This window comes from Dactylosporangium sp. McL0621 (genome assembly GCF_049995355.1).
Taxonomy (GTDB): domain Bacteria; phylum Actinomycetota; class Actinomycetes; order Mycobacteriales; family Micromonosporaceae; genus Dactylosporangium.
The window spans coordinates 9,897,818-9,911,777 of the sequence record NZ_CP188259.1; the positions used below are offsets into that span (position 1 = coordinate 9,897,818).

The 13,960-nt window shown below is 71.6% G+C and carries 11 protein-coding genes and 2 riboswitches; of the genes, 5 read left to right on the forward strand and 6 right to left on the reverse strand.

Features of this window, described 5'->3' with window-relative positions; all coding sequences use genetic code 11:
- Window positions 1-7: 7 nt before the first annotated feature.
- Window positions 8-877: a type 1 glutamine amidotransferase gene (locus ACPPVO_RS46890; RefSeq protein WP_426505320.1), complete on the forward strand. Its 870-nt coding sequence runs from the start codon at window positions 8-10 to the stop codon at window positions 875-877.
- A 104-nt stretch (window positions 878-981) separates the two neighbouring features.
- Here ACPPVO_RS46890 and ACPPVO_RS46895 read toward each other — a convergent pair whose 3' ends face one another.
- The 3 genes from ACPPVO_RS46895 to ACPPVO_RS46905 all read right to left on the reverse strand — a co-directional run bounded on the left by ACPPVO_RS46895 (window position 982) and on the right by ACPPVO_RS46905 (window position 5,928).
- Complete coding sequence (locus ACPPVO_RS46895; protein ID WP_426505321.1) at window positions 982-3,156, reverse strand: MMPL family transporter; 2,175 nt, start codon at window positions 3,154-3,156, stop codon at window positions 982-984.
- A gap of 16 nt (window positions 3,157-3,172) precedes the next feature.
- On the reverse strand, window positions 3,173-4,513 hold the full coding sequence (locus ACPPVO_RS46900) for an L-serine ammonia-lyase (protein ID WP_426505323.1): 1,341 nt from the start codon (window positions 4,511-4,513) through the stop codon (window positions 3,173-3,175).
- Window positions 4,514-4,535: 22 nt separating this feature from the next.
- A riboswitch (glycine riboswitch) is annotated at window positions 4,536-4,630 on the reverse strand.
- A riboswitch (glycine riboswitch) is annotated at window positions 4,631-4,725 on the reverse strand. It abuts the riboswitch before it with no gap.
- Between the two features lie 33 nt (window positions 4,726-4,758).
- Window positions 4,759-5,928: an AbfB domain-containing protein gene (locus tag ACPPVO_RS46905; RefSeq protein ID WP_426505325.1), complete on the reverse strand. Its 1,170-nt coding sequence runs from the start codon at window positions 5,926-5,928 to the stop codon at window positions 4,759-4,761.
- Between the two features lie 190 nt (window positions 5,929-6,118).
- Between ACPPVO_RS46905 and ACPPVO_RS46910 the strand changes: the two genes are divergently transcribed.
- Window positions 6,119-6,955 carry an LLM class flavin-dependent oxidoreductase gene (locus ACPPVO_RS46910; protein WP_426505326.1) on the forward strand — a complete coding sequence of 279 codons (837 nt, stop codon included), beginning with the start codon at window positions 6,119-6,121 and terminating at the stop codon, window positions 6,953-6,955.
- Here ACPPVO_RS46910 and ACPPVO_RS46915 read toward each other — a convergent pair.
- Together ACPPVO_RS46915 and eda are read right to left on the reverse strand one after the other, a co-directional pair.
- Window positions 6,952-8,046, reverse strand: a complete 1,095-nt coding sequence (locus ACPPVO_RS46915; protein ID WP_426505328.1) for a sugar kinase — start codon at window positions 8,044-8,046, stop codon at window positions 6,952-6,954. The genes ACPPVO_RS46910 and ACPPVO_RS46915 overlap by 4 nt on opposite strands.
- Window positions 8,043-8,690, reverse strand: a complete 648-nt coding sequence (gene eda, locus ACPPVO_RS46920; protein WP_426505330.1) for a bifunctional 4-hydroxy-2-oxoglutarate aldolase/2-dehydro-3-deoxy-phosphogluconate aldolase — start codon at window positions 8,688-8,690, stop codon at window positions 8,043-8,045. The genes ACPPVO_RS46915 and eda overlap by 4 nt, the downstream gene beginning before the upstream one ends.
- 29 nt (window positions 8,691-8,719) lie before the next feature.
- Here eda and ACPPVO_RS46925 point away from each other — a divergent pair, with 29 nt between their 5' ends.
- On the forward strand, window positions 8,720-9,463 hold the full coding sequence (locus ACPPVO_RS46925; RefSeq protein ID WP_426505331.1) for an IclR family transcriptional regulator: 744 nt from the start codon (window positions 8,720-8,722) through the stop codon (window positions 9,461-9,463).
- Window positions 9,464-9,515: 52 nt separating this feature from the next.
- Here ACPPVO_RS46925 and ACPPVO_RS46930 read toward each other — a convergent pair whose 3' ends face one another.
- Window positions 9,516-10,751 carry an ROK family transcriptional regulator gene (locus tag ACPPVO_RS46930; protein ID WP_426505333.1) on the reverse strand — a complete coding sequence of 412 codons (1,236 nt, stop codon included), beginning with the start codon at window positions 10,749-10,751 and terminating at the stop codon, window positions 9,516-9,518.
- A 294-nt stretch (window positions 10,752-11,045) separates the two neighbouring features.
- Between ACPPVO_RS46930 and mmsA the strand changes: the two genes are divergently transcribed.
- Together mmsA and mmsB are read left to right on the forward strand one after the other, a co-directional pair.
- A complete protein-coding gene (mmsA, locus tag ACPPVO_RS46935; RefSeq protein WP_426505335.1) occupies window positions 11,046-12,593 on the forward strand; it encodes a multiple monosaccharide ABC transporter ATP-binding protein in 1,548 nt (515 codons plus the stop codon).
- Window positions 12,590-13,888: a multiple monosaccharide ABC transporter permease gene (gene mmsB / locus ACPPVO_RS46940; RefSeq protein ID WP_426505337.1), complete on the forward strand. Its 1,299-nt coding sequence runs from the start codon at window positions 12,590-12,592 to the stop codon at window positions 13,886-13,888. The genes mmsA and mmsB overlap by 4 nt, the downstream gene beginning before the upstream one ends.
- Window positions 13,889-13,960 lie beyond the last annotated feature (72 nt).

Here is a 13,960-nt window from a genome sequence, read left to right on the forward strand (position 1 = left end):
CCCAGCCATGACGGCCCCAGCCATCGACCACCGCGCCGCCCGAGTCGGCGGCGCCCGGCGCCCGCTGCACGTCCGCCAGCGGTGCCGCCTGCTCTTCCTGAACACGCAGGAGCAGGCGCCGGTACGGGAGATGGGGCTCACGCCGTACCGCGACTGGATCGCCGAGGTCACCCGCCTGGACGCCGACCAGATCCACTGCGTGAACGTCGCCGACGGCGAGGCGCTGCCCGACACGATCGAGGCCCACGCCATCATCGGCGGCGGCTCCGGGCACTCCTCCTACGAGGAGCTGCCGTGGATCCGGCGGGTGAAGGAGTTCCTGGCCGCGGCCCAGCGCAAGGGCGTGCCGGAGCTGCACATCTGCTGGTCCCACCAGGCCAAGGCCGAGGTCGCCGGGGCGATCTCGAAGACCGGCCACCAGGGCCGCCGCTTCGGCATCGAGACGCTGACCCTGACGCCCGCGGGCCGCCTCGACCCGCTGTTCCGCGGCCTGCCCGACGCCTTCGACGTCTTCACCTCGCACGTGGACGCGGTCTACGACGTCCCCGCCTCGAGCGAGTTCGGCCCCGTCGCCGAGCTGGCCTACGGCGTGTACCGCAACGAGGCCCTGGCCATCGGCGCGACGGCCCGGACCCTGCAGATCCACCCGGAGATGACCTCGGGCATCGCGGCCGCCCTGGCCCAGGTGCGCCGCAAGCAGCTCATCGCCGAGGGCCACCTGGGCCCGTCGGAGGCCGACTACGCCGCGTTCCTGGAGTCCCTGGACTGGGCCGACCGCGACATCCGCGCGCGCATGCGGACCCTGCTGGACAACTGGCTGCGCTACTACGTGGCCCCGACCCTGTCACCCCCGGTGGCCGCCGCGCTGCGCGCCTAGGGGCTGAGCGCTGCCGGGTGCGGATGCCCGACACGTTCGCGTACAGGGTGAACGCCGTCCACACGCTCCACATCGCGTAGTACGCGAAGGCGAAGAGCACCACCCTAATTGACGGAGACGGTCTCCAGCTCCCGGGCGGGCGGCAGCGCGTGCTCACGCAGGCCGATGCGTTCGTGCAGGCGCCGCAGCGGGCCGGGGGCCCACCAGTTGAAGCGCCCGAGCAGTGTCATCGTCGCCGGTACCAGCAGGCAGCGCACCACCGTCGCGTCGATCACGACCGCGGTGAGCAGGCCGAGCCCGACCTGCTCGATCTGGCCGAGGTCGGCCGCGGCGAAGCAGGCGAAGACCACGACCATCAGCAGCGCGGCGGAGGTGATGATCCGGCCGGTGTGCTGCAGGCCGCGGCGCACGGCGGTGTCGGTGTCGTCGCCGCGCTCGACGTACTCCTTGATGCGCCCGAGCAGGAAGACCTCGTAGTCCATGGAGAGCCCGAACGCGAAGGCGAACACGATCACCACCACGAACGGGTCGAGCCCGCCGACGGTGAGCGTGTGCAGGACCCCGGAGCCCCAGCCGTGCTGGAACACGGCGACCATCACGCCGAAGGTGGCCCCGAGGGACACGACGTTGGCCAGCACGGCCTTCACGGGTACGACGAGCGACCCCGTCATCGCGAACAGCAGCAGCACCATCGCCACGAGGGTGACGGCCACGGCGCCCGGCAGGTCGTCGACGATCAACCCGACCAGGTCGATGAGGATCGCGGCGTCGCCGACCACCCACGACTGCACCCCGGCCGGCCGGTCGGCGCGCAGCCGGTGCACGAGCCCCTGGGCCGCCTCGTCCTCGGAGCCGCCGCGCAGCGCGAGGTCGACCGTCGCGACGCCCTCGCCCGCTGGCTTGGCGGGCTGCACGCCGGCGACGGCCGGGTCGGACGCCCACCGGGCGGCGTACGCGTCGAGCGACCCGGCGTCGGTACGGGCGACGACGGTCACCACGGGCCGGTAGGCGCGGCCGAAGCGCTGGCCGAGCTCGTCGGCGACGCGGGCCGACTCGATGCTGCGCGGCACGCCCTCGAGCCGGGGCAGCTTGAGCGTGAGCCCGAGCAGCGGCGACCCGGCGGCCAGCAGCACCACGGTGGTGCCGAGCGCGATGAGCACCGGCCGGCGCTGGACGATCCGCGACAGGTTCGCGAAGAACCCGCGCTCGTCGGTCCGCTGGGCGCGGGCCCGGGGCCGGATCCGCTTGTGGCACACGCCGATGAGCGCGGCGGTGAAGGTCAGCGCGGTGAGCATCGCCACGACCGCGATCGACACCCCGCCCGCGCCGAGGGCGCCGAGCTGGTGGACCGAGAACATCATGAGGCCGGACAGCGCCGCGGCGACGGTGAGCGCGCTGAAGAAGATGGTGCGCCCGGCGGTCGCCCAGGCGCGGCCGATCGCCTCCGGCGGCTCGAAGCCGGCCGCGACCTCCTCCCGGTAGCGGGCCACGAGCAGCAGCCCGTAGTCGATCGACAGGCCGAGGCCGAGCAGGGTGACCACGGTGACGACGTTCTGGTCGAGGTCGGTGACCCGGCTGAACGCCCACAGCAGCGGCATGGCCGCGGCCACGGACACCACCGCGGCGAGCACCGGCAGGCCGGCCGCGACCAGGCCGCCGAAGACGAACACGAGCACGATCAGGGTCAGCGGCAGCGAGACCAGCTCGGCGCGGCCGAGGTCCGCCTTCTGCGCGCCGCGCACGTCGGCGTTGAGGGCCGGGTTGCCGCCGACCTCGACCGTGGCCTGCGGTACACCGGCCGCCGCGAGATCGGCGTCGACCCGGTGCAGCCGGGTGCGCAGCGTCGCCAGCACGCCGTCGCGCTCGCCGGTCTCGAGCTTGGCGAGGGTGACGACGATGAGCAGGGCCTGCCGGTCGCCGGCCACGTAGGCGGCGGCCGGTCCGGCGGGCACGGAGAACGGGGTGGCCACCGTGGTCACGCCGGCCGAGCGGCCGAGGTCGGCGGCCGCGGCGTCGACGGCGGTGCGGACCGCGGGGGCCTGCGGGTCGACGTGGTCGACGAGGCCGATGACCGTGCCGCTGGAGTCGTTGCCGGTCGCGACGGCGTCCAGCCCGTCGATCGCCTCGACGTGCTTGGGGTTGGTGGGGTCGGCGATCGCCCGGAAGACCGGCCCGAACGCGAGCCCGCCGAGCACGACCACCACCAGCCAGACCCCGATCACCGACCAGCGGTGCCGGAAGCAGAACCGACCGATCCTCGCCACCACGCCGAGCGCCATGCCCGCAAGCTTCTCATCAACACTCGATCACGGTGACGGCCAGGCCGCCGCGGGCCGTCTCCTTGTACTTCACCGACATGTCCCGCCCGGTCTCGCGCATGGTCCGCACGACCTTGTCCAGCGTGACGTGGTGCGCGCCGTCGCCGTTGAGCGCGAGCCGGGCCGCGTTGACCGCCTTGACGCTCGCGATCGCGTTGCGCTCGATGCACGGGATCTGCACCAGGCCGCCGACCGGGTCGCAGGTCAGGCCGAGGTTGTGCTCGAGGCCGATCTCGGCGGCGTTCTCGACCTGGCCGGGCGTGCCTCCGAGCGCCTCGCACAGCCCGGCGGCGGCCATCGCGCAGGCCGAGCCGACCTCGCCCTGGCAGCCGACCTCGGCGCCGGAGATCGACGCGTTGCCCTTGATGATGATCCCGACGGCCGCGGCGGCGAGCAGGAACCGGACCACGCCGTCGTCGTCGGCGCCGGGCACGAACCGTGTGTAGTAGTGCAGGACGGCGGGGATGATGCCGGCCGCGCCGTTGGTGGGGGCGGTGACGACCCGGCCGCCGGACGCGTTCTCCTCGTTGACCGCGAGCGCGTAGAGATTGAGCCAGTCCATGACGTACAGGGGATCGGACATATCCGATTTTTCGCTTAAGTTAGCAAAGAGGCGCGGCGCCCGGCGGCGCACCTTCAGGCCGCCCGGCAGCACGCCGTCCGGGCGGGTGCAGCCGCTGTGCACGCACGCCTGCATGACCGACCAGATGTGCAGCAGCTCGGCGCGGATCTCCGCCTCGGAGCGCCAGGACAGCTCGTTGGCCAGCATCACGTCGGAGATCGAGCGGCCCTCGCAGTGGGCGACCAGCTCGGCGCCGGTCGTGAACGGGAACTTCACCGCGACGTCGGCCTCGGCGATGCCGCCGTCCGGTCCGACCACGAAGCCGCCGCCGACGGAGAAGTACGTGCGGGTGAGCAGCTCCTCGCCGGCCTCGGTCCACGCGGTGAAGCGCATGCCGTTGGGGTGCTCGGGCAGGGAGCGGCGGCGGTGGAGCACGAGGTCGGTGTCGACGCTGAACGGGATGTCGTGCTCGCCCAGCAGGGCGATCCGGCCGGCGCGGCCCGCCTCGGCGTCGGTGTCCACGGTGGCGGGGTCGGCGCCCTCGAGGCCGAGCATGACGGCCTTGGCCGAGCCGTGGCCGTGCCCGGTCGCGCCGAGCGAGCCGAAGAGCTCGGCCTTGACGCGGCCGGTGCGCGGCAGGAGCCCGTCGCCGGCCAGGCGGGCGGCGAAGCGGCGGGCGGCGCGCATCGGCCCGACCGTGTGCGACGAGGACGGGCCGATGCCGATGGAGTACAGGTCGAACGCGCTGAGCGTCACGGAGGCTCCTAGTGAGGTCGGGCCTCCCCGCTCTGTCATCGAATGCCTGAGAGCTTCACCGCCGGGGCGGCTTGCACCGTGGGCGCGGGACGCGACGTCCCGGCTTTTCAGAGTTGCCTCCCCGCGGCGGTACATGGGCCTGAGAGATTCTCGGGGAGAGTTGCTCCTTCGGCGCCCCTTGCGTCACAAGGGGGCTCTCCCGTCGCGGGTCGAGCGGCGCGTATTCGGTTGTCGGGCCGACCGTACTACGGGGCCCAGGGCGCGGCAACGGCCCACGTGATGTCAGGGACGAGGCTGCCGGCATTGTCCTGGGCCGCGCCGCCGCCGGGGGTGGCCAGCCACAGCTCGGCGTTGATGTGGCGCAGGTAGGAGCCCGGGAAGTTCCAGGACGCCAGCCGCACCCCGCCCGGGGACGTGCGCGCGCACCACGTCGCGTCGGCGCGCATCAGGGCGGTACCGTCATCGGCGCTGATCTTCGCGCGGCCGTTCTGGTGCCGCAGGTAGTAGGCCGGGTAGTTGCGGGACTGGAGGCTGTAGCAGCCGCCCGCCAGGCCGGGCACCACGCGCCAGGTGGCGTCCTGCTTGAGCAGCTGGTCGCTGCCCGACGACACCGCCTCGGTGTAGCCGAGGCCGTTCATGTGGCGCACGTACCGCGTCGTGCAGCACGCCGTCGTGGCCCGCAGCGAGACGTAGGAGCCGGACGGCAGCGTGGCGGGCGCCCCGTCGTCGCCGGCCGAGCCGGGCACGGCGGCCAGGGCCGAGGCCCAGCGCGCGGCCATCTTGTCGTAGCCGGCGCGCGCCGGGTGCACCCCGTCGGCGAGGTCGCCGGTGTTCAGCGCGGCGTGCATGTCGACGAAGTGGACCCTGGTTCCCTTGGCGTTCACGATGCCGGGGATGGTGGCGTTGAACGCGTTCGCGGCCGCCTCCCGCCCGGCGTCGGCCAGCGGGATGATCGAGGCGACGAACACGTCGGCGCCGGGCGCGGCCGCGCGCACGTGGTCGATGAGCGCGGACAGCCGCGCGGGGGCGTTGCCGAGGTCGTAGCCCTGGATGACGTCGTTGGTGCCGAGGTGGACCAGCACGCTGCGGGGCGCGGTGGAGGACACCCAGGCGGCGGCGCTCGCGTCGACCTGGTCGATGCGCCAGCCGGGGTGGCCCTCGTGGTCGTGGTCGGGCAGGTCGGCCGGGCCGTTGAACTGGGAGCCGACGAAGTCGGCCGGGTGGCCGGCGGCGGCCAGGGCGCGCCACAGGTTGATGCGGTACCCGCCGGGCACGTTGAAGCCGTCGGTGATCGAGTCGCCGAGGGGCAGGATGCGCACCCCGCCGTTCGACTCGGCGTGGGCGGCGGCCGGAACGGCCAGGAGCGCCGCGACGGTGGCGGCCGTCGCGGCGAGCGCGGTGAGCAGACGACGCATGAATCGGACGGTAAGTGGGTGATTCATTGTTGTAAATATTTGAATTTTGTTCGTCGGGTACACTCAGCGTTGGAACTCCGAATTCCGCCCCCGAGATGGACGTCGCAGATGGGGGCGGGACCTCGCAGCAGTCGCGGGGAGGGGGTGGCGACAGCACTGTTTGCTGCCCACCTACAGGGAGTACCGAATCATGGATCTTGGCCTTGGCCTGCCCATCAGCGACCCCGCGCGGCTGCCCGAATGGGCCCGCCGCGCCGAGGCGGCCGGCTTCGCCACCGTGGCGCTGCTCGACCGGCTCGCCTACGACAATCCCGAGCCGCTCGTCGCCCTCGCCGCCCTGGCCGGCGCCACCACCCGAATCCGGCTGCAGACCGAGGTGCTGCTCGCCCCGCTGCGCGGCACCGCGCTGCTGGCCAAGCAGGCCGCGACGCTCGACCTGATGTCGGGCGGGCGCCTCACGCTCGGCGTCGGCATCGGCGGCCGCGACGACGACCACGCGGCCGCGGACGTGCCAATCGACCGGCGCGGGCCGATCATGGACCGGATGCTCGCCGACCTGAACCACATCTGGGCCGGGCGGGCGTACCCGCAGACGCCGGTCGGCCCCGCCCCCGCCACGCCCGGCGGTCCGCCGCTGCTCATCGGCGGCTTCGCGCCCGCGGCCCTGGCCCGCGTCGCCCGCTACGGCGCCGGGTTCCTGTGCGCGGCCCCGCTGCAGTGGGCCGGCGGTCTCGTGCGCACCGTGCACGACCAGTGGGCCGAGGCCGGGCGCACCGGCCGCCCGCGCCTGGTCTGCCAGATCAACGCCGCGGCGGGCTCGCCCGAGTCGATCGCCCGGGCGCGGCGCGCGGTGGCCGAGTACTACGCGTTCACGGGCCGTTCGGGCTGGGGCGACCCGGTCACGGACGCCGGACAGCTCGCCGACACCGTTGCCGCGTACCGCGACTTCGGCGCCGACGAGCTGGTCCTGTACTGCTACGGCGACGACCCGGCCCAGATCGAGCTGCTGGCCGGGACCGTGCTCTAGCGCTGCACGCGGGCGCCGGCCCCGGCGACCAGCGCCTCGACCTCCTTCAGGCTCGCCATCGAGGTGTCGCCCGGGGTGGTCATGGCCAGGGCGCCGTGGGCCGCGCCGTACTCGACGGCGGTCTTCACGTCGCCGAACGTCATCAGGCCGTAGATGAGGCCCGAGGCGAAGCTGTCGCCCCCGCCGACCCGGTCCAGGATCTCCAGGGCCGGGCGGTGGGTGGCCTCGGCGAAGTCGCCGTCGGCGAAGGCGATCGCGCCCCAGTCGTTCACGGTGGCGGTGCGCACGCCGCGCAGGGTGGTCGCGACGACCTGGAAGTTCGGGTACGCCTCCACCGCCGCCGCGATCATCGTGCGGAAGTTCGCCGAGTCCAGCTCGCCGCCGTCGATGTCGGTGTCGGGCACCTCGAGGCCGAGGCAGGCGGTGAAGTCCTCCTCGTTGCCGATCATCACGTCGACGAAGCCGGCCAGGCGGCGGTTCACCTCGCGGGCCCGCTCCTGGCCGCCGATCGCCTTCCACAGGCTCGGCCGGTAGTTGAGGTCGTACGAGATCACGGTGCCGTGCCGGCGGGCCGCGGCCAGGCACGCCTCGATCGTGTCCGGGGTGGTCTCGGACAGGGCCGCGTAGATGCCGCCGGTGTGCAGCCAGCGCACGCCGAGCTCGCCGAAGAGGTGCTCCCAGTCCACGTCGCCCGGGCGCAGCTGGCCGGCCGCGGTGAGCCCGCGGTCGGAGACGCCGACGGCGCCGCGCACCCCGAACCCGCGCTCGGTGAAGTTCAGGCCGTTGCGGACGGTGCGGCCGATCCCGTCGTACGGCACCCACTTCACGAACGCCGTGTCCACCCCGCCCTGCAGGATCAGGTCCTCCAGCAGCCGGCCCACGTCGTTGTCCGCGAACGCGCTGACGAGCCCGGTGCGCAGCCCGAAGCAGCGGCGCAGCCCGCGGGCCACGTTGTACTCGCCGCCGCCCTCCCAGGCCCGGAACTGCCGCGCGGTGCGGATGCGACCCTCGCCCGGGTCGAGGCGGAGCATGACCTCGCCGAGCGAGACGAGGTCGTAGCGGCACTCCGCGGCCGGCCGCACGGTGATCATCGGGTCTGCTCCAATGCGTCTCGGGTGCGGCTGGTGACGGCATCCCAGTCGCGGGCGGCGAGCAGGTCGGGCGCGACCATCCAGGTCCCGCCGACGGCCAGCACCGACTTCACGGCGAGGTAGTCGGCGAGGTTGCCGGTGTTGACGCCGCCCGTGGGGATGAACCTGACGGAGCGGAAGGGAGCGGCGAGGGCCTTCACCATCGGTACCCCACCCAGCTGCTCGGCCGGGAAGAACTTCACGGTGTCCAGGCCCGCGTCGAGGGCCTGCATGATCTCGCTCGGCGAGGCGACGCCGGGGAACACCGGCACGCCGTGCTCCTGGCAGCGCGCCACAACGGCGGCGCTGAAGCCGGGGCTCACGACGAACTTCGCGCCCGCCGCCACGGCCCGGTCGACCTGCGCCACGTTGAGCACGGTGCCCGCGCCCACGAGCATGCCGGGGCGGTCGCTCATGGCCCGGATGGCGTCGGCCGCGGCGGCGGTCCGGAACGTCACCTCGGCGCAGCCCAGGCCGCCGGCGACGAGGGCGTCGGCCAGGCTCGCGGCGTCGGCGGCGTCCTCGAGCACGACGACCGGCACGATCTTCCCGGCGGCAATGACTTCTACGACGGTGGGGTGTTCAGTATGCTGAACGTCGGTCACATCCGTGACCATAGTGCATGGGGGGCCGCGTGACCACACCCGTCAAATCAGCGGACCGGACCCTGGACATCCTGGAGGCGCTGGCCGCCGCGGGCCCGTCGACGCTGTCGGAGCTCACGCGGCTGCTCGACATCCCGAAGAGCAGCCTGCACGGCATCCTGCGCACGATGGCCGCCCGCGGCTGGATCGAGGCGTCCGACACCCGCTTCCGGCTCGGGCTGCGGGCGCTGCAGGTCGGCGCGGCCTACCTCGACGCCGACGACACGGTGGGGCTGCTCGCCGGCATCCTCGACGACCTGGCCGCGCGCTTCGGCGAGACCACGCACCTCGGCCGCCTCGACGGCCGCGACATCACCTATGTCGCCAAGCGGGAGTCGGTGCATCCGCTGCGGCTGTACTCCGCGATCGGCCGTCGCCTTCCCGCGCACGCGACCGCGCTGGGCAAGGTACTGCTCGCGGGCCGCCCCCTCGCCGAGGTCGACGCACTGCTGCCCGACCCGCTGCCGGCCCTGACCCCGCACACGATCACGGACCGGGCCGCGCTGCACGCCGAGCTGGCCTCGATCCGGGCGGCCGGCTACGCCGTGGACCGCGAGGAGAACACCGAGGGAATCGTGTGCGTGGCGCGGGTCGTGCCGATGCGCGAGCCGGCGACCGACGCGATAAGCCTGTCGATCCCCCGCACGCGGGTCTCACCGTCCACAGTGGATGAAGTGGCGGAGGCGCTGGCGGAGGCGGTTTCCAAGGCCGCCAGCGCGCGCCGCTTCCTTTAGGCCCCGTCCTGCCGATCATGCCGGCGCAGGCCGGCATGATCGACAGGGAGGCCTAACCGGCAAGCAGGGCGGAAACCTGCGGCGAGTACGTCGAGTGCAGCACCAGGGCCGCGCCCCCGATCACGGCCGCGTCGTCGCCCAGCGGGGACAGGGCCACCTCGACGTCGCGGATGCGCCGCGCGATGGCCCGCTCCCCCAGCGCCCGCACCACCGCGCCGCGGAACTGCGTCTCCACGTGGCGGATGCCGTGCCCGCCGAGAATGATGAGCTCCACGTCGACGATGTTCACCACATTGACCGCGACCGCGGCGAGGCGCTCGGCGGCCCGCTCGATCACCCCGGCGGCGAGCTCGTCGCCGGCCGCGGCCGCCCGGCACAGGGCCCCGTGATCCACAGTGGACGGTGATCGCCGATAGGCCTTCGTGAGAGCGCTCTCACCGCCGGCGGCCAAAAGTCGGCGGGCGTCGGCGACCAGCGCCGCCGGGTTGATGAGGCTCTCGAGGCACCCCCGGTTGCCGCAGTAGCAGTCGGGGCCACTCTCCGTAACCGAGGTGTGCCCGAACTCGGCGGCGTTCATGGACCCGCCCCGATGGACCTGGTGGCCGAGCACGAGGCCGCCGCCGACACCGGTGCCGAGGAAGAAGTACGCGAAGTTCGCGACCCCGCGCCCGGCGCCCGCCCAGCGCTCGCCGATCGCCGCGGCGGTCGCGTCGTTGTCCAGCGTGACCGGCAGCCCGGTGGCGTCGGCGACCATCTGCTTGAGCGGCACGCGGGTCCAGTCCGACAGCTGCGGCGGCGAGATGACCTCGCCGAGCGACTGGTCGATCGGCCCGGGGGCGGCCAGCCCGACGCCGAGCACCCGCTCGCGCTCGACCCCGGCGGCCGCCAGCACCTCCCCGACCAGGCCGGCCATCGCCGCCGTGACCTTGGCCGGGTCCATGTCGGCGGGGGTCGGGCGGCGTGCGGTGACGAGCGGCCGGCCCAGCAGGTCGACCACGACACAGGCCAGCTCGATCGGGTCGAAGTGCAGCCCGACGGCCCGCCCGGCGTCGGCGTTGATGCGCAGGACGGTGCGTGGCTTGCCGCCGCTGGAGGAGCGCGCGCCGTCCTCGCGCACGATCCCCTCGTCGATCAGCCGGCGCACGATGCCGGAGACCGTCTGCGGTGTCAGGCCGGTGTGCTCCGCGATCTCCACCCGGCTCGTGCCGTCGGTCAGCTGGATCTGATCCAGCACGACCGCCCGGTTGTACTGCCCGACCTTGGGGAGATTTGTCCCGACTTGCCGCACCCGGCCTCCTGCCTACGTACCGTTACCTACATGGTGCCCCGTGGCGTTGACTTAGTAAAGCAATTGGATTTAGAGTCCGACACGCGCAGCTAACACCCCGGACACGTGAGAGCGCTTCCCGGGTCGCTGCTATGGCGGTCCGAGGGCTAGATCATTGCCGGATTGTTACCAAGAAACGATCGGCGGGACTGGGCAGGATCGCCACACTGGAATAAGTTGGTCGTCACAACAAACCTGGCTGGCGGCAATGCCCCTCGGAGGCAACATGATGTCGGTGACAAGGCGGCTCGCGTCATGAGCACCGCACCGATCCTGCTCGAGATGCGGTCCATCACCAAGGAGTTCCCGGGCGTCAAGGCGCTCAGCGACGTCAACCTGGTGGTCCGTGAGGGCGAGATCCATGCGATCTGCGGTGAGAACGGCGCCGGAAAGTCGACGCTGATGAAGGTGCTCAGCGGCGTTTACCCCTATGGCTCGTACGACGGCCAGATCTTCTACCAGGGCTCGGAGAGTCGCTTCAGCGACATCCGGTCCAGCGAGAAGGCCGGCATTGTGATCATCCACCAGGAGCTTGCCCTGGTGCCGCACATGTCCATCACGGAGAACCTGTTCCTGGGCAACGAGCCCCGCCGGAATGGGTCCTACGACTGGAAGGGCGCCAACCGCCGCGCCCACGAGCTGCTGACCCAGGTCGGCCTGCGCGACGACCCCGACACCCTCATCAAGGACATCGGCGTCGGCAAGCAGCAGCTGGTGGAGATCGCCAAGGCGTTCGCCAAAGATGTCAAGCTGCTCATTCTCGACGAGCCGACCGCCGCGCTCAACGAGAACGACTCCAAGCACCTGCTCGATCTGCTGCGCGGCTTCAAGCGGCAGGGCATCACCTCGATCATGATCTCGCACAAGCTCAACGAGATCGAGGAGATCTCGGACTCCATCACGATCCTGCGTGACGGCAAGACGGTGGAGACCCTCGTCGTCGGCGCCGAGGGCGTCAACGAGGACCGGATCGTGCGCGGCATGGTCGGCCGCGACCTGGAGAGCCGCTTCCCCGAGCACACCCCGAAGATCGGCGAGGTCTTCTTCGAGGTCCGCAACTGGACCGTGCGGCACCCGATCGCCGCCGACCGGCTGGTCTGCAAGAACTCGAGCTTCACGGTCCGCCGCGGCGAGATCGTCGGCTTCGCCGGCCTGATGGGCGCCGGGCGCACCGAGCTGGCGATGAGCCTCTTCGGCCGCTCCTACGGCGTCTACCAGTCCGGGCAGATCTTCAAGGACGGCCAGGAGATCCAGCTCAAGTCGGTGGCCGAGGCGATCAACCACGGCCTGGCCTACGTCAGCGAGGACCGCAAGTCCATCGGGCTCAACCTCCTCGACGACATCAAGACCTCGACGGTCGCCGCCAAGCTGTCGAAGATCACCCGCCGCGGCGTCATCGACGAGGTCGCCGAGTACAAGGCGGCCGAGGCGTACCGCCAGGCCCTGCGGGTCAAGGCCCCCTCGGTCGACGAGGGCGTCACCAAGCTCTCCGGCGGCAACCAGCAGAAGGTCGTGCTGGCCAAGTGGATGTTCACCGATCCCGACCTGCTGATCCTCGACGAGCCGACGCGCGGTATCGACGTCGGCGCGAAGTACGAGATCTACGGCATCATCCAGCGGCTCGCCGACGAGGGTAAGGGCGTCATCGTCATCTCCTCGGAGCTGCCGGAGCTGCTCGGTCTGTGCGACCGCATCTACACGGTGTTCGAAGGCAACATCACCGGCGAGGTCCCCCGCAGCGAGGCCAACCCGGAACTCCTCATGAAGCAGATGACCTCAACGAAGAAGATGCCGACGCGATGAGCCGACTCAAGGACCTCCAGAAGAACCTGTTCGGGGGCACGACCTCGAACGCCCGCCAGTTCACGATGATCTTCACCCTCGTGGCGATCATTCTGCTGTTCCAGTGGTGGACCGACGGGCTGACCCTCAACTCCGGCAACCTGATCTCGCTGACCCAGCAGTACGCGTACATCTCCGTGCTGTCCATCGGCATGCTCATGGTGATCGTCGCCGGCCACATCGACCTCTCGGTCGGCTCGGTCGCCGCGTTCGTCGGCATCATCGTGGCCAAGACCATGCGCGACCACAATCTGCCGTGGTGGGTCGGCATCCTGCTCGGCCTCGCGGTCGGCGCCCTGATCGGCGCCTGGCAGGGCTTCTGGGTCGCCTACATCGGCGTGCCCGCCTTCATCGTCACGCTCGCCGGCATGCTGATATTCCGGGGCGGCAACCAGTTCATCGGCAACGCCGAGACGATCCCGGTCTCGAAGGCGTTCACCAAGATCGGCGCCGGATACCTGCCGGAGTGGGGCCCCAACACGGGGTACAACAACAGCACCCTGATCCTGGGTCTCATCGCCTGCCTGGCCGTGGTGTGGCGCGAGTTCTCCACGCGCAAGACCCGCCGCCAGATGGACGCCGAGCAGAGCCCGATGTGGGTGTCGGTCGTGCGCATGGCCATCATGGTCGCGATCATCGTGTTCGCCACCCTGCGCTTCGCCGGCGGCCGCGTCGGCACGAGCTTCCCGATCTCGGGCTGCATCCTGGCCGCGCTGGTCATCGCGTACTCCTTCTACACCCGCAACACCGCGGGCGGCCGGCACATCTATGCGGTCGGCGGCAACGCCCGCGCCGCGGAGCTCTCCGGCGTCAAGCTGCGCCGCGTCAACTTCTTCGTCATCATGAACATGTCGATCCTGGCCGCGCTGGCCGGCATGATCTTCGTGGCCCGCTCCGGCGCCTCCGGCCCGCAGGACGGCCTCAGCTGGGAGCTCGACGCGATCGCCGCCGTCTTCATCGGTGGCGCCGCGGTCGCCGGCGGCATCGGCACCGTGAGCGGCTCCATCGTCGGTGGTCTGGTCATGGCCGTGCTCAAGAACGGCCTGCAGCTGCTGGGCATCGGCACCGACCGCGAGCAGATCATCCGCGGCCTGTTCCTGCTGCTCGCCGTCGCGCTCGACGTCTACAACAAGAGCCAGGGTCGCTTCTCGATCATCGGATCGATCATGCGCCCCTTCCGCCGGCAGGAGAACACCGAGCCGGCCGCGCCCAACCAAGCCGGTCAGGAGTCAATCAGGACTCCGGTCGGCGGCTGACCCACCCGCCGCACACCCGCGGCAGACGCCCCCATCCCCAGTAACATCCCGAAAGAAAGGGCTTTCAAAGCC

Excerpts from the sequence above, each read along its gene's own strand:
- ACPPVO_RS46905 (WP_426505325.1), bottom strand. The coding sequence starts at position 5,928 with ATGCGTCGTCTGCTCACCGCGCTCGCCGCGACGGCCGCCACCGTCGCG.
- ACPPVO_RS46910 (WP_426505326.1), top strand. The coding sequence starts at position 6,119 with ATGGATCTTGGCCTTGGCCTGCCCATCAGCGACCCCGCGCGGCTGCCC.
- ACPPVO_RS46890 (WP_426505320.1), top strand. The coding sequence starts at position 8 with ATGACGGCCCCAGCCATCGACCACCGCGCCGCCCGAGTCGGCGGCGCC.
- mmsA (WP_426505335.1), top strand. The coding sequence starts at position 11,046 with ATGAGCACCGCACCGATCCTGCTCGAGATGCGGTCCATCACCAAGGAG.
- ACPPVO_RS46895 (WP_426505321.1), bottom strand. The coding sequence starts at position 3,156 with ATGGCGCTCGGCGTGGTGGCGAGGATCGGTCGGTTCTGCTTCCGGCAC.
- mmsB (WP_426505337.1), top strand. The coding sequence starts at position 12,590 with ATGAGCCGACTCAAGGACCTCCAGAAGAACCTGTTCGGGGGCACGACC.
- ACPPVO_RS46915 (WP_426505328.1), bottom strand. The coding sequence starts at position 8,046 with ATGATCACCGTGCGGCCGGCCGCGGAGTGCCGCTACGACCTCGTCTCG.